Source organism: Streptomyces sp. NBC_01549 (genome assembly GCF_026339955.1).
Classification (GTDB): Bacteria; Actinomycetota; Actinomycetes; order Streptomycetales; family Streptomycetaceae; genus Streptomyces.
The window spans coordinates 19,734-42,706 of sequence record NZ_JAPEPW010000007.1 but is presented as its reverse complement, the minus strand read 5'-3'; the positions used below and the strand labels follow the sequence as shown (position 1 = coordinate 42,706).

The following is a 22,973-nucleotide window of genomic DNA, read 5'->3' as shown; positions in this document are numbered from 1 at the left end:
GGAATTCTGATCGGAAATGGTGTCCAACAATGGCTGAGTGCTTCTCATCGTCACTCGTGTGAGAGCCACCCGGTCAGGAAGCCGCGCACGTCAGGACGGTTACGTCCGCCACCCGTTCTGAGGCGGATGAGAAGTGCTCAGCCAACTGCGCAGGTACAAGACTGTGCGTCCGTGTCGGGCCCGGGTGACCAGCCCAGCGCGATGCAGGACGCCAACGGGCTGCCCCGCGATTGATTTTGGGGCGTGCCGGCCTGGGGTTCGGCCGGCTGGTGGTTCAGTAATCGCAGGTCGGCCCGTTACTCGTACCGGTACTTCAGCGAGTCCGCCTCCGCCTGCTCGATGTCGGCGATCGTCAGCTCCGGCATCCGCAGTTGGGCCAGTGTCACCTCGGCCGAGGCCGGCTGGGCGTCCGCCGGCAGCCACTCCTCCGGCTTCCAGGCCCCGCTACGCAGCAGCGACTTGGGGCAGTGCGGGTAGACCTCCTCGATCCCCAGCACCAGCGCACTGGCCGGCGGCTTGCCCACGGCGGTCAGCTGCGACAGCAGCTCTGGGCGGGTGGAGACGCAGGCCCGGCCGTTCACCCTGAGCGTCGTGGTGCGCCCTGGAATGACGAACAGCAGCCCGGCCCGTCCGGTGGCGATGACGTTCTGCAGGGTGTCCAGACGCTTGTTGCCGGTCGCGTCCGGTATCGCCACCGTCCGTGTGTCCAGGACGGCGACGAACCCGGCGGGGCCGCCGCGCGGGGAGACGTCACAGTTGCCCTCGGCATCCGCGCTGGCGACCAGGACCAGCGATGAGCAGCCGATCAACCGCCGGGTCTGCTCGGTGAGTTCGGTCATCTGCTTGCGCACGGCCGCGGTGCCGGGGAGTTCGTAGACCCGGCGCAACGCCTCCTGGTCGGGCACGGCGTCGAGGCGGAGCGAGTCGAAGGCACTGCCGGCAAGAGGTGTCGTCATGCCTCCGACCCTAATGGGCCGACCCGCGATTGATCTTGGTCGGTGAGTGTGGGGACAGACATGCCGCGGCCGAGGACGTCTCCTTGCGGATCGACGGGATGCAGACCCAGGTCCGCCGCCCAAGCGCGGGCCGTCCCGGCCGACGGGCCTTCGTCCGCGGCAAGCGCAGGCAGAACACCGTCACCGCCACGATCAGCGACGGCCAGGGCCGCACCCTGTGGTCCGGGGCCGGCGCCCGGGCCGGGTGCACGACCGCCGTGCGCACCGAGGGCATCGCCGAGCAGTTCCACCGGCACCCCGGCGTGAAGTCCGAGGCCGACGACGGCTACCGCGGCCTGGCCAACGAGTTCCCCGACCAGGTCAGCGCCCCGCCCAAGAAACCGAAGGGCATGATCGATGCCATCGACAGGCTGGGCATGGATCGCATCGACGCGGGTGGCGGACGGTCCATCGCGGAACTGGCCGACTCGGTGCTCGCGGCAGTCGACGCGCAGAACGCGAGCGCGGAGGGCGAGCCGGCCGGATCGCAGAGCGGCGTCCGCTGCCGGCCGACCACCTCCCTGACCGGCCCGAGTCGGCGGCGTGTGCGTGCGCCCGCGGGCCGGTCAGGCCGTCGGCGTCGTGCGTACCGGCGCGGGCGGGGCCAGGAGCTGGTGGATGCCCAGATCGAGGGCCGCTTCGAGGTGGGTGAGGGAGCCGGTGGACATCATGATCAAGACGCCGCCTTGGATACCGGCGAGCAGGGCGGCCGCGGCGCGGTCGGCGTCGAGGCTGAGCGGGATCTCGCGCTGGTCCTGCATGGCCCGGATGCCGGCCGCGATCTGGGTCTGCCACGAGGAAATCAGTTGTCTGGTGACGGCCTGCGCGCCGGGCGTGGTGGGTGTCAGCTGTGACATGAGCGTGCCGAGCGGGCACTGCTGCCCCTGTCTGCGGTAGCGGTCGACGACGGCGTCGCGCCAGTTGTGCCAGGCCTGCCAGGAGGTGAGTTCACCGAGGTGGGGTTGCTGGTCGGACAGGACGCGGTCGGCCTCGTGCCGGGCCACGGCGAGCAGGAGCTCCTCCTTGCCGCTGGGGAAGTAGTGGAAGAGCTGGCTCTTGCTGGTGGCCGTGCGGGCGCGGATGTCGTCCAGGGTCGTCTCGGTCACGCCGCGCTCGCGGATCTCCTCCGCGGCTCCTTCGATGATGCGTTGCCGGGTGGCCGCACCCTTGGGGGTCAGTCGTGGTGCCATGCCGCCATCCTGCCACTTTCTGGACTTGCAGGTCCATTTTTTGGGTGGCAGGTTTGCCGTTCCCAGCCGGTTCAGTACAGACCGGTTCAGTACAGAAAGGCACGGCACCATGACCCAGCGACTCACCGGGCGGACGGCCCTGGTCACCGGTTCCACCGCGGGCATCGGCGCCGCCATCGCGGCGGCCCTGGCTGCCGAGGGCGCGTTCGTCGTCGTCAGCGGACGTGACGAGCACCGCGGCGCAGAGGTGGTGGCGCGCATCGAGAAGGACGGCGGTGCGGCGGCCTTCGTGAAGGCGGATCTGTCCGCGGGCGCCGATGCGATCGGCCGCTTCGCCACCGACGCGGTCGCCGCGGCCGGCGGGCGGATCGACGTGCTCGTCAACAACGCGGCGCTCCTGCTCGCGCCGGCCCCCACCGCCGAGGTTGCGCAGGAGACCATCGACGAGGCGCTGGCCGTGAGCGTGCGGTCGGTGTTCCTCCTCACCGGCCTGCTGGTACCGCCCATGGCCGAGCGCGGCCACGGCGCCGTGGTCAACCTGGGGTCCATCAGCGGCATGCGGGGCATGGCGCATTCGGCGCTCTACAGCATGACCAAGGCGGCCGTGCACTCGCTCACCGCGTCGTGGGCCGCGGAGTACGGGCCGCACGGCGTCCGGGTCAACACCGTCGCTCCCGGCCCCACGCTGACGGAGAAGGTGGCGGCGATGGAGGAGCACCTGGCCCCGATCATCGCGGGCATGCCCTCCCGCCGCGCCGGTACCCCGGCGGAGGTGGCCGCCGCCGTCGTGTTCCTCGCGAGCGACGAGGCGTCCCAGGTTCACGGCGCCACGCTCACCGTCGACGGCGGATTCACCGCGGTGTAGTGGCGCGGCGGTGCGGCGGGGAGAGCCGCGTGCGATCTCTCGGTTTGGTGTCAGTGGTGTCAGTGGAGTCATGACAGTGACGGCGTGTCAGGGATGGGTGCTGGTGGCGCGGTTGCTTGAGCTGGATGCGGCTCGGGCATTGACGACGGCTCATGTGTGCCCGGGCGTCCGGGCCGGCGGGTATGTGGCGGTGCTGCACCGGCACCTGGAGGATGCCGGGGGAGAGGTGCCGTCGCTTGTGTCGTTGTACCGGGTGGTGCGCCGGGACCTGGAGGGCGGCAGGGTGCTGCCGGACCGTGCGGTGGTGCGGGCGTGTCCGGGCGGAAGGGGAGACGCGGCAGGCGCTGGCAGAGCTTGCCCTGGCGGCATCCGCTGAGGGTGCCGCGCCGGATACCGCTGTGCGCGGGCGGCCGAGACCGGCGCCGGGTGAGTTGCCGGCGGGTGAGAGCGCCATGGTGGCGGGTGTGGTGCTGCCGGCAGGGGCGCGGCTGGTGCGGGCCTCGCCGGTGCGGGCACTTGGCATGGGTCCACAGATCGTTGGAGGCCTTCCACCGCTGCTCACCCCAACTGTCGCCCGCGCCGGTGAAGTCGTCGTACAGGGCGCCCGCAGCGGGTGGAAGCCGATCGACCGCGGACGCCGCCTCCGCTCCGATCGGACGCGGAACCTCCTGCCACGCGCCGATCCGGGACGCCGGCTGCGGCAGACAGGGCAGCGCCCACTCACTACCCGCCCGCCCCGCACAGCACAGCGTGATCCGCGTGCCGGGGTGATCCCACAGGCTCTGCCAGTACTCCAGGCACGGCCCCGGCAGGCGCTGCGCCTCATCGACCGCCAGCTCCCGCGCCTCACCCAGAGCCCCCCACGACCGCGGGCAGAGCTGTGCCCATGGCCAGCCCCACACGAAATCACTCAACACGGGATACTTCGAGGAATACGCGGGTCCCGTAAAGGTGACCCACGTCGACAACGTGTGTATATCCCTGAACGCGGCCGAGGACAGCCCCGAGGGGCCCGCAAACGGCTACGACACCCCCATTTACAACGTCCACTGTGGCTGAACAACGGCGTCCGACTCAGCCCACCGCAGCTGCCCGTCGGCCAGCGCACCGGCCCTGCCGCCGTATCCAGTGGGACTGGCGCGAACGCAAGGAAGCGCAGGGCTACGACGCGATGCTGACACGGCACCAGGCCGCGCCCTGAGCCCGGACCATGACACCCCAAGCCTGGGGAAAGGGGAGTGATGCCGCGCGGTACAGCGCGACGGCATCCCTCCGGAACTCCTCCGGAACTCCTCCGGAACTCCTCCGGAACTCCTCCGGATACGGTGACCGGCGTCCCACCCGGACATCCCTTCCCGGACCTCAAGATCCATTGTCAGGGTGTCGTTCGTCACTGCTCAGGACACGGCGGGGCGGGTCGGCCGGAATATGCGTGCCGTCAGCCGTGTCCGGTGGGCGGACTCGTCCTCACCGGCCAGGAAGCCGGGTCGTCACCTCCTGCAGCACCCACCCGTTGCCGTCGGGGTCGCTGAAGGCGGCGAACGAGCCGTAGCTGGCGTGCTGCGGGTGCGGGCCGCCGACCCGGCCCGCTTCCGTGCCGCGGTGGAACACCCCGCCCGCGTCGTGGAAGATCTCGCTCATCGGGATGCCGCGGTCGGTCAGTTCGGCGTGGGCCGCCATGATGTCCGAGACGATGAGGTGCAGACCCTGCACCGAACCCGGTGCGGCCGTGGTGACCCCGGTGCCGAAGAGGATCGAGCACTGCGAGCCGGGGGGCGTCAGGTGCACCACGCGGTAGCTGTCGTCGGCGACGTGGTCGACGTCCAGACGGAACCCCGCCTTCTCGTAGAAGGCCCTGGCCCGGTCCACGTCGGAGACGGGCAGCACCACAACTTCGAGTTTCAGATCCATCTTTGCCTTCTCTTTCGCGGACGGAGGCGTGCACGTCCCAGCTCGTCACCGGTTGAGCAGGTGATATCGTGACACCCAACCTCGTCACCGGTCAAGAAGGTGACGAGCTTCCTGCGGGATCGCGTGCGGCGGGGCGAACGCCTCCCAGGTCAGGCCGTGCTCGCGCCGCTGATGCAGGACCCGCACAGCCACCTCCACAACAGCCCCGTCCGAGAGGCCACTTGGCCGTCCTCCCGGGCTAACGGGGCGTGAGGTGTCCAGGCGACAACAGGTATGCGAACTGCTGCAGACATCTCATGAGCGGGCGCCATTCAGGGCCGTCACCGCAACAGGTTGACTCCGGGCGGTCGAGGGTCGGAGGTCTTGATTCCGGTTGCTCCGTGGCTCCGTCGTCGCGTCGAGAACTCGGGAGCGTCCGAGGCCGGGTCCCCGGACAATGATCGTCATGACGTCCCTCCACTCCAACCCACTCTTCACCCGGCTCGCCGATGCCGAACGGATCCTCGTCGCGGGCGCGGGTGGCGGCTTCGACATCTACTCCGGCCTGCCGTTGGCTCTCTCCCTCCTGCATCAAGGCAAGCAGGTATATCTCGCGAACCTGTCCTTCAGCGCACTCGCCGGTCTCCCGATCGATGACTGGGTCGCCCCCGACCTGGCCGCCGTCACTCCCGACTCCGCTTTGCACCAGAGCTACTTCCCGGAGCGGACCCTCGCTCAGTGGCTGCGCCAACACGGCTACCCGCCCACCGTGTACGCCTTCCCCCAGACCGGGGTGCGCCCGCTGCGCGCCGCCTACGAAGCACTGATCGAGCTGCACCGCGTCGACGCTGTGGTGCTGGTCGACGGCGGTACGGACATTCTGATGCGCGGCGATGAAGCCGGGCTCGGCACTCCGGAGGAGGACCTGACGAGCGTGGCGGCGCTGGCCGCGCTGGACGGCATACCGACCCGGCTCGTCGTGTCAGTCGGCTTCGGCGTAGACGCGTCCCACGGCGTAAACCACACGCAGGTATTGGAGAACATCGCCGCACTGGAGCGCGACGGCGCGTACCTCGGCGCGTTCTCGATACCGCGCGCCACCCGTGAGGGCGCCCTCTACCTTGACGCGGTGACGCACGCTCAGGACCACACCCCGGAGCACCCCAGCATCGTGAACGGTTCAATCGCGGCAGCCGTGCGCGGCTCGTTCGGCGATGTTCGGTTCACTGACCGCACCCGGGGCAGCGAGTTGTTCGTGAACCCGCTGATGTCCCTGTACTTCGCCTTCGACCTCCCGGGCCTGGCAGTCCGCTGCCTCTACCTGGACCGGATCGAGGACACCCACCTGATGCACCAAGTCCACTCGCGGATTGCCGAGTTCCGCGAATCCATAGTCACTCGCCCACCCCGCAGCTTCCCGCATTAGGCCGTGTCTCCTCGCTTCGGCAGGCGGAAGGCGTTGAGGGCGATGCCGGCCGGCGGCGCCCTCCTTGGTGTGTCTGCTGCGTGAACCACGTTCCCGGCGCTGGGCTCACCGTGCCTATGTGTTTGTGTCTGAGGTCGGCATGTCGATAGCGAGCGGCCGATCCAGCTCAGTCTGGGCACGTGGCGTGTGCCGGCTGGTCCGGCAGGTACGTCGAGCGTTCCTGCGGGGTGAGGTCGCGGTGGACGGCCCGGCAGACTGTGTTGATTGCCGCGGTGGGTGTGGGCAGGGCCGCGTTCCACACCCGGATGGTGCTGTCCTCGCCGGCGGTCAGATCTTCGGCAGGACCGCTGCTGAAGCGTTCCTCGGCAGGGACGAGACGACTTCCCCGGTACAGAGCCCCCGGGTCGCGGCCCAGTCCCTCCCAGGTGCGGGCGGCCTCGGTCAGTTTGCGGTGGGTGCGCAGGCGTTCGCGGTCTTCTTCGATCCAGGCGTGCAGTCGGGGCCAGGCGGTCAGCAGGGCTTCGTGGGCGAGATCGACGGTGTCGTCGTCGAGGGTGAGCAGCCGTGCGGCGGCCAGCACCTCCACCACTCCGGCGGTCTCCGGCCGGCCAAGGGCCTCCAGATCCTCCCGCTCGGCGGGTCTGCGGGTGTCGGGGGTGCCATCGCCGGGGGTGACCAGGCGCAGCAGCACCCGGCGGGCCGTCGCCTGCTGGGCTGGGGTGAACCGGCCGTAGACGTCCTCGGCGGTCTTGGCGACCGCGCTTTCCAGACCGCCGGCGGCTTCGTAGCCGGCCGTGGTCAGTGTCTTGCCGCGGCGGCGGCGCCAGGTCTCCAGCAAGACGTGCGACAACAGCGGCAGTCCGCCCGGGGCGCCGGCGACCTCTTGGACCAGCCGGGAGGTCAGGGCCCGTTCCACAGTCAGGCCGGCCGCGGCGGCGGGTCTGACGATGGCCTCACGCAACTCGGCCGGTCTCATGGGGCCGGCGAGCAGGTGGGCGTCGCGCAGGGCGTCGGCGAGGTCGCGGTGTTCGGCGCAGTGACCGTAGAAGTCGGCGCGCACGGCGATGAGGACCCGTAATCGGTTCTCGGGCCGACGGGCGGCCAGCAACTTGTCGATGAAACGGGCGCGCTCTGCGGGGTCCTGGCAGAGGGTGAAGATCTCCTCGAACTGGTCGACAACGATGAGCGTATCCGCTTCGACGGTGCCAATGCCGGGGTTGGTGTCGCTGGGCTCGAACACGTGGGCGTGGGTGTGGGCCGGGCGGTCGCCGGGAGTGAGTATGCGGATCGCGGCCGGGCGCAGGCCAGCGTGCTGGGTGTGCTGGAGGGTGGGGATGACGGCGGCGCGCAGGAGGGAGGACTTGCCGCTGCCGGACGGGCCGAACACCGCCGCGAACCGCCGTCGAAGCAGCAGTTCCAGCAGGTCAGTGGTGAGCCGGTCGCGTCCGAAGAACCGTGCGCTGTCCCCGGTCTCAAACCGGGCCAGCCCCCGGTACGGCGGATCCGCACCCTCACCCTCATCCTCCAGGGCGGAGGCGGCCTCCTCCACCGCCTGCTTCCACCGCGACTCCCAGTGCGCCGCATCGCCCCCGCACGCCGCTACGTAAGCCAGGACCACCGGCAGCGTCGGCAACTGCTCTCCGGCGGCCGCCTGCGACAGCGTCGTGACCGAATACCCGGCCCGATCCGCCAGCACCCGATAGGTGATCCCGCCCGCCTCGGTGCGCAACTTGCGCAACTCGAACGCGAACCGCTGCACCGGGCCCGCCTCCGGATCCACCGGCACCTCACGACGTCCCGCCACAACACACCCCCCACCGGCCTGCCGGACAACCTACGCACCTCCACGACCCCGGTTAAAGGTCGCGCCCGGCCATTGTTCGGCTGCTGGAACACCGCTGCCGAACAATGCGACAGCCGCTGAACTCGGTGTTGCGAGCCCCGGGGGGTAGCCGTTCAGCGACGGGCTGTTGGACGGCCATGGGGCTCGGCTTGGGGGAGTGGGATCGGCATCCGCCATACAAATTTGTTGGCGGATGCCGACCTGCAGACACCGTGCAAACAGCACACCCCACCGAAAGGTGAGATCCATGTGTATCCGCCAGTAGCTCGACGACGTCGAGCATCTTCCAGCACAGGTGCTCGGGCGGCAGCCACTCCCGCACATCCCACGACATCTCAAGATCACGTTCACGGTCACACGACAAGAAGTTCCGGGGTGCCGCGCTGATGACCGCGGCTGGGGACGCGCGGGTGCGCGCCGTGGCCTCCGTCGCGGGCTTCGGCATGGGCATGGTCGCGGCAATGTGCCGTGCGGATCCGGTGGTCCGCACCGCGTTCGTGGAGGCGTTCGGGGGAGAGCTGCTTGGTCAATGGGCTTTGATGGAGCCGGGCCGGGTCCGCGAGCACCTTAAGGAAGCGTTGGTAGGCCACCGACAGCACCGACCAGGCCGGCCCTTGGCGCCACACCGGTACCTGCGACTTCGGCTTTGCCGCACGCCCGGGCGCCGACTGCGCGTCCGTATCCCACGGAACCACCGTTCCTGTCCCCGACCAGCGGAAACCCGTCGATCACGTACGGAAAGGCAACAGCGTCTGACAGAGATCCTCCGAGAGTGGCCGCCGTGGTCGAGATGCGCCGGCGTCGGCGGCATGTCGTGTCAGGGCGTGTGCCGTCCGTGCTGTCATCGCGCGAGCGGCACACGCTTCCTCGGAGGTTGCCGGACGGCCTACACGAAGGCGCTGTGCCCGGTGATGGACTTGCCGACGATGAGGGTCTGCATCTCGCGGGTGCCCTCGTAGGAGTAGAGGGCTTCTGCGTCGGCGAAGAACCGGGCGACGTCGTAGTCGAGGAGGATGCCGTTGCCGCCGAAGATCTCGCGGCTGAAGGCGACAACCTCCCGCATACGGGAGGTGACGAACGCCTTGGCCAGCGACGAGTGCTCGTCGCGGAAGATGCCCTGGTCCTGCAGCCGGGCGAGCTGTACCAGCATGCCCCAGGAGGCGGTGATGTTGCCCAGGCTCTTCACCAACAGGTCCTGGACGATCTGGAACTTGGCGATCGGACGGCCGAACTGCCGGCGCTCCTTGGCGTAGTCGAGCGCGAGTTCATAGGCGCCGATCATGACGCCCAGGGCTTGCCAGGCGACTCCGCTGCGGGTGAAGCGCAGGATCTCCGCGACGTCCCGGAAGGAGTTGATCTTCTGGAGGCGGTTCGCCTCCGCCACGCGTACGTCGGTCAGGGTGATCTCGGCGTTCTCCACGATCCGCAGCGCGATCTTGCCCTCGATCTTCACCGGCTCGAAGCCGGGGGCGCCCTTCTCCACGACGAAGCCCTTGACCTGGTTGTCGTCGACGTCCCGCGCCCACACCACGACGTAGTCGGCGAAGGTGGCGTTGCCGATCCACTTCTTGGCGCCGTTGAGGACCCAGGTGTCGCCCTCGCGCCTGGCGGTGGTGCGCATGCCGCCGGAGACGTCGGAGCCGCCGAGCGGCTCGGTCAGGGCGAAGGCGCCGATCTTCTCCATCGAGGCCATGGCGGGCAGCCACCGGTCGCGCTGTTCCTGGTCGCCGCCGTAGTAGATGGAGTAGAAGCCGAGCCCGTTGTGGACGCCGAAGAAGGTGGCGCACGAGGCGTCGACGCGGCTCATCTCCATGGCGAGCATGCCGTCGAGCAGGTGGCTGATGGCCGGCAGGTGCTCGCCGTAGCCCTCGTAGGACAGAGCGGCCAGTCCGCTGCCGCGGAATTTCTCGATCAGCTCCTTGGGGAACTCGCCCTTGCTCCAGTACTCGTTGACCAGCGGCTTGACCTCTTCGCGCAGGAAGGTGCGGGCCTTGAGCAGTATCTTGCGCTCCTCGTCCGACAGCAGTGCCTCGTAGAGGTAGAAGTCGGCGGCCAGCTGGTCGTCCTGCGGTGCGAGGGGGGTGGCGGTGGTGGTCATCTCAGTTCTCCTTGTGGTGTCGGACATGGCGGAGGTCGTCCAGAGCGGTGATTCCCGGCAACTAGTTGACCGGCAAGTCACCTCCCTTGTGACGGCTGAGGCTGATCCTTTGGAGTGGACACCCTGACAGTGGATCTTGATGGTCCAGGGAGGGATGTCCAGGTGGGACGGACGCAGGTCTCCGTATCCGGAGGAGTTCAGGAAGGACGCGGTCGCGCTCTGTCGCGCCGTGGGCGGCAAGCGCACATACGCGGCGGTGGCGGCGGACCTCGGCCTCACCGCCGAGTCGCTGAGGACGTGGGGCCGCAAGGAAAACGAGTTCCAGGCACTGCCCGAGCGCCGCGAGGCCGGCGGGAGTCCGGCTGGGGAACTGGCCCGGTTGCGGGCGGAGAACGCCCGGTTGCTGAAGGCGGAGAAGGAGTGGCGGCCGGGCGTCCGGGCCGGCGCGCCGGATGCCGTACAGGTCGCGGACCGCTTCCGTCCGTGGAAGAACCTGAGCGAGGCGGCTCACAAGACGGCCGTGGCACACCACGGCTGCCCACGTCAGGCAACTGGCCCACTCGACCTGGTCAAGCCTCGCGGCTGAGAAGGCTCACATCCTGCGGGAGCGTCGCCCGCAGTTCCCTCACCAAGGCGCGCACGACAGCGGATCCGGCCAGTTCGGACGTGGTGACATAGCCGACCTGGCGTGTCGGGCGCTCGGGGCCGAGATCAGTGATCCCGACCGAGTCCGGTGCTCCGACCAAGGAGAGCGCCGGCATGATCGCCATTCCGTGACCTGCGCTCACCAAGGAGAGCACCGCTCCGTCGTCCTCGGCCTCGACGGTTGCCTTCGGGATCCAGTCCTGCGCAGCCCACCAGTCGCGGGTGTACGAGCCGCAGTTCTCGGCCCAGTCGACCAGCGGCAGCGAGCGCGGGGCGGCGTGACCCGTCGCGTGCACCAGGGCATACGGCTCTTCAAGGAGTCCGTTCGCGACCAGACCTGGTGGAAGCAGCACGGAGCCGCCCAGTGTGGCGATGGCTATGTCGGCTTTCCCGTCGGCCACTTCGCCCGCTGTGCCGCGCCCCACCTCGCGTACGATCCGCACCCGCGGCTCGATCCTGGGATGTCGGGCGCGGAGCCGCTGCAGGACGGCCGGCAGCAGGTGGAGAGCCGCGCTGCGGAAAGCCGCGATCCGCAGCGGCCCCTCCGCGGCATCGGGCCGCGCCGCGCCGCGCGCCTCGGCGGTCAGGACGTCCAGCAGGCGAAGGATGCGGCGGGCGTGCGCGACGGCCTTGTCTCCGGCGGGGGTGGGGCGGGCGCCGGTGCGGCCGCGTTCGAAGAGGACGGCACCGATCTTGCGCTCGCTGCCGCGAACCGAGTGGGAGACCGCGGACTGGGTCAGACCGAGTACGCCGGCCGCGGCCGAGAAACCGCCCGTGTCCGCGACCGCCACCAGGACGCGCAGTTCCTGTGGGGCGAGATCGGAGTCGGTCGTGCGGGCCACGGGGCGCTCACCTCAACGTATGAGAACTGCTCATGGGACGGTGTGTCGCATGAGCCCAACCGGCTGCCCGGGCGGCGCATTCCCGCCCTACGGTCCGGGCATGAACGAGACCGCGCTCACCGTGCACCAGACCGCCCGCCCCCACGGCTTTCCCACCGCCGAGCACTTTGCCTTCGTCGAATCCACGCTTCCCGACCCCGCGGCCGGCAGCGCGCTCGTGGAGAACCTCTACTGGTCCGTCGACCCCTACCACCGCGAGATGATGGACGACGTGCCCGGCGGCTTCGCACTCGACGCACCGCTGGAGGGCCGCGCCATCGGGCGGGTGATCGCCTCGCGCACGCCTCGGCTGACCGAGGGCGAGATCGTGTTCCACCGGCAGGGCTGGCGCACGCACGCGGTGGTCACGCCCGAGGAGATCCGGCGACTGCCCCTCTTCGACGGGGTGCCCCTGACCGCGTACTTGAGCGCCCTCGGCGGCACCGGCCTGACCGCCTATGTGAGCCTGACCCGGATCGCCCGGCTCCAGGAGGGGGAGGACCTGTTCGTGTCGGCCGCCGCGGGCGGGGTCGGCACGGCCACCGGGCGGTTCGCCAGACTGCTCGGCGCCGGACGGCTCGTGGGCAGCGCCGGCTCGGCGGCGAAGGCCGGCCACCTCATGCGGGAGGTGGGCTATGACGCCGTCTTCGACTACCACGACGGGCCCGCCGCCGACCTGCTCGGCAAGGCCGCGCCGGGCGGCATCGACGTGTTCGTCGACAACGTCGGCGGCGAGCAACTGGCCGCGGCGGTGGGAGCGCTGCGCGAGTTCGGGCGCATCGTCCGCGTCGGCACGATCAGCCAGTACAACACCCCCGACGCGCCGTCGCCGCGCTTCAACTACGCGGACATCGTGGAGAAGAGCCTCCGCATGGAGGGCTTCCTGGTCAGCAACTACCGCGACGTGCAGGAGGAGTTGTACGAGGTCGCGGTACCGCATCTGCAGAGCGGCCGGCTCGCTCTGGACGAGACGGTGATCGACGGTTTCGAGCACATCCTGGACGCGTTCCTGGGAATGCTGCGCGGCGAGAACACCGGCAAGATCATCGTGCGGGACCGCACGCAAGCCCGTCCGTAAGACTGGCACCCGAACTCCGGTGCCATGAGGGGAATCCGTGCGCGTGGGGCTGGTGCGAGCGTCATCACGAGGTCGAGGTCACAGCGCGAATCATGCGGGCAGCGTATCGGGGCCGGCACGCTGCACGCCCGCCGCCCGGACGGGCACCCAGCCCGAGTTCGTCTCACCGCACAGGACATCGTCTAAATGATGTTGAGGCGGTCGAGGAACGGTGTCGCGGCGGATGTGTCCCCCGTGATGCGGCAGTGGTCGCGCCAGGGTTTGCGGGTGGTGGCCCAGGCGATGAAGGCGAGTGCCGTGCTGTGGACCCGGGTGGTGGCGTCCGCACCGGGTGCCACGGTCAGCTGCCCGTCCGGCTCGGTCGCGGGGAGGAGGGTGACGGTGGTGGCGCCCGGCCCGGTCAGGTCGAGGACGAGAGGCCTGCGGACGGTGGCGGTGAGTTCGGGCCCCTGCATCTGGGGGAGGCCGGCGAGCATGAAGTCGACGGCGGGGGTGACCTGGTCGTCGGTCGGTTCCGGCAGGGTGAACGGGAGCGGGCCGTCCGGGGCGAGCATGTCGTTGCGGAGGTGACAGAAGACGTTGAAAGCCATGGTGTTCGCCAGGAGGTGGCGCGGATACGTCCCGAGCCCGGCCACCTGGACGGCCTCGTCGGCCCCGGGTACCTCCTGGGCCGCTTCCAGGAGGTCCAGCTGGCGAGGTGTGCTGCGCCGCCACTCGTCGAGGACTTCCGCATGGCTCCAGCCACGGCGTTCGTCGACGCGCAGGTCGTGGTAGCGCTCGCGGTTCTTCGGCAGTGAGGGGTCGGGCGGTGGCGGGTCCACCGCCTCGGAGGCGAGGGCCGCGAGGTGGGCCAGCACGTCGATCACGCGCCAGCCGTCGCATGCGGACGGCAGGTCCCATTGCTCGTCGTCCACCTGGGGAATGATCTCCGCCAGTTGCGCCGTGCTCGAACGCGCGGCGGCGATGCCGGCACGGGTCATCGTTCCTCCCTCGCCTCTCTCGAACGGGACGGCCCGGTCAGGATGCGGCCCGGCGGGACATTCGGTAGGTCGCGGCGACATCCGCGCGGCCCAGTCCGCCGTCGGCCGCGAGGTGGAGGCGTTCGCGTACGACTTCCGCGATGCCCAGGCGCAGGCCGGCGGCACGGGCGGTGTCGACTGCCGCCCGCTATCGGGGGGTTCAGGCGTCCTGGCCGATCCAGACGGTCTTGGCGTTCATGAACTCCCGCATGCCGAGGTCGGACAGCTCGCGTCCGTAGCCGCTGCGTTTGACGCTCCCGAAGGGGATCTCGGGGTAGCTGGCCGTGTTGCCGTTGATGAAGGCCATGCCCGACTGCAGGGTCAGCTCGGCGAACCTCCTGAGGACCTCACCGGTCACCGGACTCGTCGTTGCCATAGCCATGAATCCACGCTAAGACCGGCCGATAAGACCTGCAATTCACCCATGTGCACCCCTCCTGACCTGCGAAGCGGCGCGCTCGCCATCGGGAGCCGTACCTTCCGCTGCCGATCACCCAGCAGGGCACCGGATGCGCGGAAAACGCAGACACGCGAACATTGTGATATCCGAAGCGGCGGCAGCGGTGACCGCGGCCGCCGCCAAGTACCCACCGTCGGCTCTCCGCGTTCCGCGCCGCACGATTCTTACTGTGCTCAGTCGCCGAAGAAGCCGAGTTCACCTGGTACGCCGAGGAAGGGGAAGCACGTGACCGCCTCTGGGATCTTGAAATCAGGCAAGGGTGGACTGGCCCTCGGAGCGGCGGTGCTCTTCGTCCTGACCGTGGTGCCGGCTCACGCCGCAGACGACCTCGGCAGGGCCCCGGGGGGCCAGAAGCCGACCGTGGTGCTCGTACACGGAGCATTCGCCGACGGGTCCAGCTGGAACGCAGTGGTGCAGCGCCTGCAGCGGGACGGCTACCAGGTCATCGCCCCGCCCAACACGCTGCGCGGCATACCCCAGGACTCGACGTACCTGAACAGCCTCCTGAAAACCATCAAGGGGCCGATCGTCCTCGTCGGACACTCCTACGGCGGCGAGGTGATCTCGCAGGCGGCCGCCGGGCTCGACAACGTCAAGGCGCTGGTGTACGTCAACGCGATCATGCCGGACAAGGGTGAGTCGTTCGCCAGCCTCTCCGGCAAGTTCCCGGCCGCCCCGCTGACCAAGGCGCTTCAGCAAGTGCCCTTCCGCAACGGCGACGGCACCACGGGCACGGACGTGTACATCCAGGCCGGCAAGCTCCATTCGGTCTTCGCCCAGGACCTCTCGCAGCAGCAGACGTCCGTCATGGCGTCGACGCAGCGCCCGATCGCGCAGTCGGCGTTCAGCGACAAGCTCACCGCAGCGGCCTGGCGGGACAAGCCGGTCTACGTGCTCGTCGGCAGGCAGGACCGGGCCATAGACCCAAGCCTTGAGCGGTACGAGGCCAAGCGCGCACACGCGCGCAAGACGGTGGAGATCAACTCCTCGCACGTGTCCCTGATCTCGCACCCCCAGGCGGTCACGGATCTCATCGTGAGCGCGGCCCGCGACTCCGGTCGCCAGTAGGCGAACAGACATCTTGCTCAGCTGCCCCTCTACAGACGCGGGCACACGAAAGGGCCCCATGCAGCGGATTGCGCCCTATGGAAACGGCTCATCCACCGCGTTTTCGGGCAGGGTGCCCGGTCCTTCAGGGCCGGGGTGAATGCTCGCTCCCGCGGAGCGGGGCAGGGGTGGCCGAATCGCCTTCAGGGCGATTCGGCGTCTTGCCCGGGGTGACGGCGCGTCGCACGGCGGCAATCAGCCAGGAGTTCAGGGAACGGTCGTCGGCCTCGGCGGCGGCTCGGGCCTGTTCGTGCAGGTCGTCGGGGAGTCTCAGGTTTACATGCTTCATGGGACCATGATTGAGCTAGGTTGGTCCCATGGCAAGGTTTCGGATGTACCCCACGGGCGAGCAGGAGCAGCAGATGCTGCTGCACTGCGCGCACGCCCGGTACGTGTGGAATCTGGCCGTCGAGCAGCATTCGTACTGGTACAGGGGCAGGAAGGCCGCGCCCGGTTTCGCCGAGCAGTGCCGCCAGCTCACCGAGGCCCGCACCGCCAGTGAGTGGCTGCGTGAGGGCAACGCGGATGTGCAGCAGCAGGCGTTGAAGGACTTCGGAAGGGCCAGGCAGGCGAGGTTCACCTCCGGGTTCGGCGAGCCGACCTGGCGCAGGAAGCACCGGCACGAGGGCTTTCGCGTCATCGGCACCGACCGCGTCCCGGAGTTCGACACCGACGGCGGCCCGAAGCTGAACGCGAAGACCGGCAGGCAGGTCATGGGCCGCTCGGTGGTGGTCCAGAAGCTGAACCGGCGATGGGCGCAGGTGATGGTGCCGGGCTGCGGCTGGGTCCGCTTCCGCCTCACCCGGACCGAGCTGCCGCAGGCGAAGACGTTCCGGGTCACTTGGAAGAACGGGCAGTGGCACATGGCCTTCGCCGTCATCCCCGCCCCGGTCACGGCGCCGGGCACCGGCGAGGTCATCGGCATCGACCGGGGCGTCACGATCACCGCGGCCCTGTCGGACGGCCGGATGCTGAACTGTCCCCAGCTCACCACCCGTGAGCGGGCACAGATCCGCAAACATCAGCGGCGCGGCGCCCGCGCGCCCAAGAACAGCTCGCAGAAGACGACCGAGTACGCGAAGGTCGCCGAGCTCAGGGCCCGCGAAGCCGACCGGCGCAAGGACTGGTGCGAGAAGACCTCGACCATGCTGGCCAGGTCGTACGACCTGGTGCGGTTCGAGAAGCTGAACATCAAGAACATGACCCGCTCGGCGAAGGGGACCAACAAGGAGCCGGGCAAGCGGGTTGCGCAGAAAGCAGGGCTGAACCGGGCGATCCTCGCGCAGGGCTGGGGCCTGCTGCGCCGGCGCACCGAGCACAAGGCCCCCGGGCGGGTCGAGGACGTACCCGCCCCCTACACCAGCCTGCGGTGCAGTGCCTGCGGATGGATCGACAAGAACTCGCGCAAGAGCCAAGCCGAGTTCGTCTGCTCCTCCTGCGGCTTCACCTGCAACGCGGACACCAATGCAGCAACCAACGTCGCGGCAGGACAGGACGGCGATAGCCGCCCCGGGCGCCAAGCCCGTGCCGGAGGGACAACACCGCCCAGACAGCGGTCGAGTGTCCGTGAACCGCAACCCACCCGGGTTGGAATCCCCCTCTTTTAAGAGGGGGAGGATGTCAATGTCAGAGACAGGAAACCGCCTGCCCCAGCTACATACATCGACGTATCGCGTGCCACGAGGAGGCCGGCCCCGACGGGGAGCGGCAAGCGCACACGTGACTCGGGTGCCGAGGGGGTGTGCAGGATCAGCGTGTCGCCCAGCAGATGGGCCGTCAGAGCGCGGCCGTGACGGTCACGTACCGTACGCGGACAACGGGCCTCGCCCTCGCCGGAGCAGGTGTGCTCGTGGCGCAGAAAGCCGGTGCGCGCGTCCCGGACACGTAGGGCCGCCCCGTCTGGGAAGACATGCGTAGGGGTGAGCACGGGTTCCGGACTACGCGGCCAAGAAGGCGCGGGTCGAGCACCTGTGCGCGATCGCTGACTGCGAGGTTGTACCCGACGAAGACGAGCCAGAAGTGGTGTTTCGCCTGGACGAGTTCCGTCCGCTCAACCTCCAGTCGCGTCCGGGTCGGCAGTGGGCCGAGCGCGGCGGCAAAGGCAAGGATCCCGACCGTGAACCCAGGCCACGGCGGCGCGCGACCTGCACCCGACCGTACGACATCCGGCGCCTGCTCGCCGCCTGCACCCCGACCAACTCCTCATGGCTGAACCGCATCGAGGCCCAGTTCACCGCGCTGCGCCACTTCACCCTCGACAACACCGATCACGCCAGCCGCAAAGAGCACGGCAGCATGATCCGCCTCTACCTCATCTGGCGAAACCGCCACGCTGACGACCGGCGCCTACGAGCCGAGGTCGCCAGGGCAAACGTTGCCTGATACGGACTGGGTGGCCGTCGGTTCCCGGGCGGCCGTAACGACGGCTGTCAGGTCTGCGCCCGCTCGGAGCAGCGCCACGGTCCGTGTGGCGATCTGGTCAAGACGCTGTTGCAGGATGCGTTGGGTCTCTCCCCGGCCGTCGAGTTGGCGCAGGGAGCCCATGATCTCGCGCACTGCGGGAATGCCATAACCGGCGTTGCGGAGGGCCGCAACGATTCGGGCTGCTCTGGAGGCTGAAAGACCGTAGCGGCGTGCTTGCAGTGACGTCACTCGGTCGGGGGTGACGAGCCCTTCCTGCTCCCAGAACCGCAGGGTGGAGGGACGTACATTGAGCGCTCCGGCGAGCTCTGTGATCGTCATCGCGTCACTGTCTTGCTCGAACTCGGGTGTGTTCGCTTCGGCCTGGATCGCACGCAACGCTTGTTGAGCGCGCAGGGCCTCCTCTCGTTCCCGCGCGAGTCGAACATGGACCGTGTTGATCGCCGAGGCTGCCTCCGCGAGGGTCTCTGTCCGCAGTTCCGTGAGCATCTGCCGGGCTGCGACAGGGCCAACAGCACCTGCGAGTCCCCGGTAGGCGCGAAGGGCGTGGACGTGCAGCGGTGTGTAGGAGCGGTAACCGTTGCTCGATCGAGCGGCTGGGGGAATGACTCCCAGCCGCTCCAGGTCGCGAACCTGTTGCACCGAGTACCCCGACTCCATGGCGACGTCGGCGGTTCGGAGCGGTACCCGTTGCGAACCGCTCACCAGCTCGCCCATCAGCCAACCCCACATAAGCACTTGAAGGTGATGCTTGAACCATGAGTATGGAACAGATCATCGCGACCGTGCGAGGCTTCGCCGGCGCGCTCGTGGTCGTTGCGGGGCCGGGCGGCGACTTCCCCGAGCTCGCGTGGGGGGATGCGTTCTTCTACTACGCCCCCGACGGTCGGATGCCCCAGAACGTCCAGCCTTACGGGACGATCGTCATCAAGAACTACCCCGACGACGCCGCCTCCGACCTTGACCCTCCGGGCCGCTGGCGCGTGAACATCCACGCCGACCGTGCGACGTTCCGGGAGCTCACGGGGGAGGAGCCGCGCAGTCTCACCCGACCTCGCGACTACGCAGCCGCCGACAGCGTGATACCGCACCCGTTGTACGGGGTACTCGGCTGGGTCTCTGTCGTCAATCCTGGTGAGAGGACAACGGACACGGTCGTGCAGCTTCTGCGCGGCGCCCACGACGCTGCTTGTGCCAGGTTCGCGCGGCGACACGAACCTGGAAGGTCTCTGGAAAATGACTGACACGGTTCCAGACCAAGCGGACTCGAGGGCGAACGTTGCCCGATGCGGCACTGGTGGGCGACGAGACGGGGCTGGGTGTATCCGCGAGGAGTGTGTCCCGCGGCGCCGAGGCCCAGACGGCGGGGAGTACGACGCCCACGTATACCGCGGTGAAGACGTACCCTTCGGAGACATCTGCCGAACCGCACCGAAAGGGTCGGGAGTTGGCCGTACCAGCGGTAGGTCCGATCGCGGACTTCCGCGCAGAGCTTCGGCGCCTGGTCCGCGCAGCAGATGTGTCAGCCGAGGGGCAGGAGACCGCCGTCTTCCGGTGGTCCGAGGGATGACCCGTTGGTGATCTCGGCGATCAGGCTCCGGTACGGCTCCGGAAGAACGACCCCGTGCTGGGATTCCCACGCCAAGACGCCATCGTGTCCCAGCGCCGGCTCGCGCCACTCCGGCGCGAATGCGGAACGCAGGAACGTCAAGATGGCCTCGTCAGGGTGTTGACCGGGTGATGCGGTTGTCACAGCAGCATGCTGTCAGGAGGGACTGACAGAGGTGGCAACGGACACCGCTGCCTGGAAAGGCGGGCTCAGCCGCGCCCTCATGGATCAACCCGGTTCAGTCTTCCTTGCCTGCCGCGAGGCAGAGCACCGGGCTGAACGCTTCGTCCTGGCGCCGTTCTTCCGGGGCCCGGTCAGCACGTCGACGGCAGAGACGACGGCGATCACGATGGCCGCCTCGGCCGGGGCCGGTCGGCCATGTCGCCCGAACTCGTCCGGCTCTGGCGGTGCTCCAGGACCCAGCCCCACGCCAGGAGCGCAGCAGCGGTGACCGTACCTGCCTCCGGCCGACCGCCATCCGTGCGCAAACGGCCGCGAGCGCCCTAGCGTCACCGGGGTGAGCGACAATGAGGAGCAGTCCGTTTCTCCGTTCGTACCTGGGCCGAGGGGCGCCAACTTGTCCGGGCCGCGCACCAGCTTGAACGGCCGGCCTGCCCGAGCTTCCTCCCGGCGTTGAGCCTGACGCGCTGTCCACCACACTGCCCGCCGCGGTGATCGAGCGGGAAGCCGCCGAGGCCCACGCCGAGTTCCTGTACGCGCCGGTGGGACCGGGTCCTCTACGCGACGCAAATTGCCTGCTCTGAGTACCTCAGGAGCGCAGGTCAGTCATCTTGCCTTTGGGGACGGCTTGCGGGCGTGAACACATCGGCTGGGGCCCCGGCCGGCCCTGGTTGTTGCTCCGGGCCAATCCAGGTTTGGGCGATTTCCGCGACCCAGGTGGCCGCCGCCTCCGGAGCGGGTGGGGGTGCGCCGACGACGACCAGTTCGGTGACGCCTGCCGCACCGAGTGCGGGGAGGTGCTCCGGTGTCCCGTCGCTCAGCGCGACGGCGACTGTGAGCTCGTCAAAAGGGCGACCGTGGCGGGCGCACTCGTCGGCGAGAACGGCGATGCGCGCCGGGACGTCGGCCGCCGGGACGTTGAAGCCGTACCAGCCATCGGCGAGCGTGACCGCGCGGCGCAAGGCGGCGTCGCTGTTGCCGCCGACCACGACCGGGAGCCGGCCGCCGCGCAGCGGCTTCGGGTTGACCCGGATCGCGTCGAAGCGGGTGAATTCCCCTGAGAAGGAGGCCGGGTCCTCGGCCCAGAGGGTGCGCATCGCGGCGAGGTACTCTTCGGTGCGCTGCCCGCGCCTGGCGAAGGGGACCCCGAGCGCTGCGAATTCCTCGGCCGACCAGCCGACTCCGACCCCGAGGCTGAACCGCCCGGCGCAGAGCACGTCGAGTGTGGCGGCCTGTTTGGCTGCCAGGACGGGGTTGTGCTCAGGCAGCAGGAGTACGCCGGTGGCGAGCTCGATGCGGCTGGTGACCGCCGCCGCGAAGGCCAGGGCAAGCAGCGGGTCCAGCCAGTCCGCGTCCGCGGGCACGGCGATCCGGCCGTCCACGGAGTAGGGGTAGCGGGAGGCCGGTTCATCCACGAGTACCACGTGCTCGCCGCACCAGAGCCTCGCGAAGCCGTGCGTCTCCGCGGCTGCGGCCACCGCACGGATCACCTCGGGACGGGCACCGTCACCGATACCGAGCGCGTGCAACCCCACTCGCATTCTCCACCTCCGGGCGTCACCTTAAGCACGAAGCCCGGACGCGCTCGGGTGACGTGGCGCGCCGCGCGCGAAGCCGGCGGGGCCTGTCGTCCGGACGAGTGAGACCACCGCCCCCGTACCGGCGCTGTGATGCTTGCCCGACTCCGGTCGTCTCCTGGGATGTTGAGCCCGTAGGGCGGTCTGGTGCGGGGGCTGTTGAGGGGCCACGCACTGTTGCTTCGAGCACGCCGGTCAGATTCTCGTCTCCCCTCGGCCCCTACGGGCGGGCACCGCTTCGCGGTTCCGGTTCGGGGAGTCGGGAGACGGATGGTGGCGGACGAGGCCGATGTCACCCCGGTGGATGATCTTCGAGCGGATCTCCTGGTATTCGGTGAGGGCGGCAGCGTCGCACCCCGGGGCCGGCGCCGCAGCGTTTGCAGAGCACCGTGTCGGGGTCGGGGTCGCCGTGGTCGAGGGCCGACGGGTTCGCCGGGGAGGGCACGCGCACCTGCGCCGGGCCCGGGCAGACGTCGATGGGGCACGGCTTGTGGGTCGCGAAGGCCCACTCGGTGGGGTCGTCGGGTGATCCGGCGCCGCAGCCGCCCCCGGTGGCCGGTCGCCGTGCTGTGGTGCCGGGCCTGGCGAGGGGCCGTAGCTCGTGCGGAACGCCGGGGCTGGTCATGCCGAGCACCTCAGGCAGGCGCGGACTTCGCGGCCGCTGCGTGTCTGATGGACCTCGGTCGACTGTGCGAGGTACTGGACGATGCCGGTGCCGCGGCCGTGTTCGTCCGGGGCGATGTCGGGGAGAGGGTGCTCCACGGCCATTCCGGAGTCACTGACCACTATGTGCAAAGTGTCGTGGTCGAGGACGAGCTGCAGGGTCATGTGCTCGCGGCCGTACTGGGCTGCGTTGGCGGCGAGTTCGTCGACGATGAGAACGGCGGAGTCCCGTTCGCTCGCGGGAACACTCCAGGTCTCCAGCAGATCGGCCGCGAAGTGACGGGCGGCGGAGACGTGCGCCTCCTGCGCGGGCAGGGTGAGCAGCGCCTGGTGGCTGCAGTGCCGGGAGAGCAGCGAGCTCGGGCGGGGGGAGTCGGTCACAAACATGGTCTTCTGGCCATTCTGTGGATGTGCGGAGACCGGAACGGGGGAGACCGCCAACGACTTCGAGGGGTGGTCGGTATGCCGGATCCTGCATGGGAGCGCTCATTCAATTCCACGGGCGGCGCATGCCGAACGGTTCGAGTTATTCGCGGCTTTTGTTCAACTTCTTGCGGGTCAGGTCAATGCCGATGGCCGGGCTGGGCTCACTCGCCTCTGTCAGAGCTCGATGCCGTACTCGCCGAGCCGGGCGCGGCAGCTCGGCTCCCCCCACGTCCGTGGTCTTCTTGGGACCCTCAGGGAACGTCGCGCCGTAGAGCTGGACACGTCCCTGCCCGCGCTCGGCCGGCTCGCGGCGGCCCTCGGCGTGCAGATGCCCTGGATCCCCTTCTCCGCTCCGGGCCGCACGGGCTTTGGAAGAGAGGGAGAGGCGGCCGAGGGATGGGCGCAAGACACGGCTGTCCCGGCAGTGGCAGGCCGGCGACGCCGCGCCGGGACCGCCCTCGGGCGTCGGCTGCGTGTGTGGGTGGGCACGGCTGTGTGGGGGCCTGCGGCATTCTCTCAACCTCCGCCGGGAGGAGGCCGAAGCCGGCGCAAAGGCCCTGCTCGGGGCGCGCCCGACGGCTCCCGGGAGCTGATCGCCCT

At 69.3% G+C, this 22,973-nt stretch carries 19 protein-coding genes and 4 pseudogenes; 9 read left to right on the top strand and 14 right to left on the bottom strand.

Going from position 1 to position 22,973, the window contains the following annotated elements:
* Positions 1-296: 296 nt before the first annotated feature.
* Entirely contained in the window at positions 297-956 is a 660-nt protein-coding gene (locus tag OG819_RS57385; RefSeq protein ID WP_266658185.1) for an MSMEG_1061 family FMN-dependent PPOX-type flavoprotein, read from the bottom strand.
* A 605-nt stretch (positions 957-1,561) separates the two neighbouring features.
* Positions 1,562-2,185 carry a TetR/AcrR family transcriptional regulator gene (locus tag OG819_RS57380; RefSeq protein WP_266658183.1) on the bottom strand — a complete coding sequence of 208 codons (624 nt, stop codon included), beginning with the start codon at positions 2,183-2,185 and terminating at the stop codon, positions 1,562-1,564.
* A 109-nt stretch (positions 2,186-2,294) separates the two neighbouring features.
* Between OG819_RS57380 and OG819_RS57375 the strand changes: the two genes are divergently transcribed.
* Entirely contained in the window at positions 2,295-3,050 is a 756-nt protein-coding gene (locus OG819_RS57375) for an SDR family NAD(P)-dependent oxidoreductase (protein WP_266638858.1), read from the top strand.
* A 1,467-nt stretch (positions 3,051-4,517) separates the two neighbouring features.
* Here OG819_RS57375 and OG819_RS57370 read toward each other — a convergent pair.
* Positions 4,518-4,961 carry a VOC family protein gene (locus OG819_RS57370; RefSeq protein WP_266658181.1) on the bottom strand — a complete coding sequence of 148 codons (444 nt, stop codon included), beginning with the start codon at positions 4,959-4,961 and terminating at the stop codon, positions 4,518-4,520.
* Between the two features lie 445 nt (positions 4,962-5,406).
* Between OG819_RS57370 and OG819_RS57365 the strand changes: the two genes are divergently transcribed.
* Complete coding sequence (locus tag OG819_RS57365) at positions 5,407-6,366, top strand: DUF1152 domain-containing protein (protein WP_266658179.1); 960 nt, start codon at positions 5,407-5,409, stop codon at positions 6,364-6,366.
* Between the two features lie 325 nt (positions 6,367-6,691).
* Here OG819_RS57365 and OG819_RS57360 read toward each other — a convergent pair.
* Both OG819_RS57360 and OG819_RS57355 read right to left on the bottom strand, forming a co-directional pair.
* A pseudogene (locus OG819_RS57360) lies at positions 6,692-8,170 on the bottom strand (helix-turn-helix domain-containing protein); the annotation flags it as partial.
* Positions 8,171-9,095: 925 nt separating this feature from the next.
* Positions 9,096-10,307 carry an acyl-CoA dehydrogenase family protein gene (locus tag OG819_RS57355; RefSeq protein ID WP_266638853.1) on the bottom strand — a complete coding sequence of 404 codons (1,212 nt, stop codon included), beginning with the start codon at positions 10,305-10,307 and terminating at the stop codon, positions 9,096-9,098.
* Positions 10,308-10,461: 154 nt separating this feature from the next.
* Here OG819_RS57355 and OG819_RS57350 point away from each other — a divergent pair.
* Positions 10,462-10,725 (top strand): annotated as a pseudogene (locus tag OG819_RS57350) (transposase); the annotation flags it as partial.
* Between the two features lie 151 nt (positions 10,726-10,876).
* Here the strand turns inward: OG819_RS57350 and OG819_RS57345 are convergent.
* Positions 10,877-11,794 carry a LysR family transcriptional regulator gene (locus OG819_RS57345; protein ID WP_266658177.1) on the bottom strand — a complete coding sequence of 306 codons (918 nt, stop codon included), beginning with the start codon at positions 11,792-11,794 and terminating at the stop codon, positions 10,877-10,879.
* 100 nt (positions 11,795-11,894) lie between these two features.
* On the opposite strand from OG819_RS57345, the gene OG819_RS57340 reads away from it, so the two are divergent.
* Positions 11,895-12,911 (top strand): NADP-dependent oxidoreductase, encoded by a 1,017-nt coding sequence (locus OG819_RS57340; RefSeq protein WP_266658175.1) that lies wholly within the window; start codon positions 11,895-11,897, stop codon positions 12,909-12,911.
* Between the two features lie 182 nt (positions 12,912-13,093).
* Here OG819_RS57340 and OG819_RS57335 read toward each other — a convergent pair whose 3' ends face one another.
* Both OG819_RS57335 and OG819_RS57330 read right to left on the bottom strand, forming a co-directional pair.
* Entirely contained in the window at positions 13,094-13,891 is a 798-nt protein-coding gene (locus tag OG819_RS57335; RefSeq protein ID WP_266658173.1) for a maleylpyruvate isomerase family mycothiol-dependent enzyme, read from the bottom strand.
* A 199-nt stretch (positions 13,892-14,090) separates the two neighbouring features.
* A pseudogene (locus tag OG819_RS57330) lies at positions 14,091-14,267 on the bottom strand (aldehyde dehydrogenase family protein); the annotation flags it as partial.
* A 348-nt stretch (positions 14,268-14,615) separates the two neighbouring features.
* Between OG819_RS57330 and OG819_RS57325 the strand changes: the two are divergent.
* Entirely contained in the window at positions 14,616-15,458 is an 843-nt protein-coding gene (locus OG819_RS57325) for an alpha/beta fold hydrolase (RefSeq protein WP_266658172.1), read from the top strand.
* Positions 15,459-15,582: 124 nt separating this feature from the next.
* Here the strand turns inward: OG819_RS57325 and OG819_RS57320 are convergent, their stop codons facing one another.
* Positions 15,583-15,786, bottom strand: coding sequence for a YlcI/YnfO family protein (locus OG819_RS57320; RefSeq protein WP_266658166.1), 204 nt, complete (start codon positions 15,784-15,786; stop codon positions 15,583-15,585).
* Between the two features lie 28 nt (positions 15,787-15,814).
* Here OG819_RS57320 and OG819_RS57315 point away from each other — a divergent pair, with 28 nt between their 5' ends.
* From OG819_RS57315 to OG819_RS57305, 3 genes and pseudogenes are all read left to right on the top strand, one after another.
* On the top strand, positions 15,815-17,104 hold the full coding sequence (locus OG819_RS57315) for a transposase (protein ID WP_266658164.1): 1,290 nt from the start codon (positions 15,815-15,817) through the stop codon (positions 17,102-17,104).
* Positions 17,105-17,238: 134 nt separating this feature from the next.
* Positions 17,239-17,385, top strand: a complete 147-nt coding sequence (locus tag OG819_RS57310; RefSeq protein ID WP_266658162.1) for a hypothetical protein — start codon at positions 17,239-17,241, stop codon at positions 17,383-17,385.
* Between the two features lie 44 nt (positions 17,386-17,429).
* Positions 17,430-17,879 (top strand): annotated as a pseudogene (locus tag OG819_RS57305) (IS630 family transposase); the annotation flags it as partial.
* Here OG819_RS57305 and OG819_RS57300 read toward each other — a convergent pair.
* A complete protein-coding gene (locus OG819_RS57300; RefSeq protein ID WP_266658158.1) occupies positions 17,844-18,635 on the bottom strand; it encodes a MerR family transcriptional regulator in 792 nt (263 codons plus the stop codon). The pseudogene OG819_RS57305 and the gene OG819_RS57300 sit on opposite strands and share 36 nt — an antisense overlap.
* A 47-nt stretch (positions 18,636-18,682) precedes the next feature.
* On the opposite strand from OG819_RS57300, the gene OG819_RS57295 reads away from it, so the two are divergent.
* A complete protein-coding gene (locus OG819_RS57295) occupies positions 18,683-19,162 on the top strand; it encodes a DUF6194 family protein (RefSeq protein WP_266658209.1) in 480 nt (159 codons plus the stop codon).
* 278 nt (positions 19,163-19,440) lie between these two features.
* Here OG819_RS57295 and OG819_RS57290 read toward each other — a convergent pair whose 3' ends face one another.
* The 4 genes from OG819_RS57290 to OG819_RS57275 form a co-directional block, all read right to left on the bottom strand.
* Positions 19,441-19,563, bottom strand: a complete 123-nt coding sequence (locus OG819_RS57290; protein ID WP_266658156.1) for a hypothetical protein — start codon at positions 19,561-19,563, stop codon at positions 19,441-19,443.
* 746 nt (positions 19,564-20,309) lie between these two features.
* Complete coding sequence (locus OG819_RS57285; protein WP_266638846.1) at positions 20,310-21,248, bottom strand: LLM class F420-dependent oxidoreductase; 939 nt, start codon at positions 21,246-21,248, stop codon at positions 20,310-20,312.
* Between the two features lie 328 nt (positions 21,249-21,576).
* Positions 21,577-21,909 (bottom strand): hypothetical protein, encoded by a 333-nt coding sequence (locus OG819_RS57280; RefSeq protein ID WP_266658154.1) that lies wholly within the window; start codon positions 21,907-21,909, stop codon positions 21,577-21,579.
* Positions 21,906-22,334 carry an ATP-binding protein gene (locus OG819_RS57275; protein ID WP_266638844.1) on the bottom strand — a complete coding sequence of 143 codons (429 nt, stop codon included), beginning with the start codon at positions 22,332-22,334 and terminating at the stop codon, positions 21,906-21,908. Before OG819_RS57275 ends, OG819_RS57280 begins: the two co-directional genes overlap by 4 nt.
* Between the last annotated feature and the right edge of the window lie 639 nt (positions 22,335-22,973).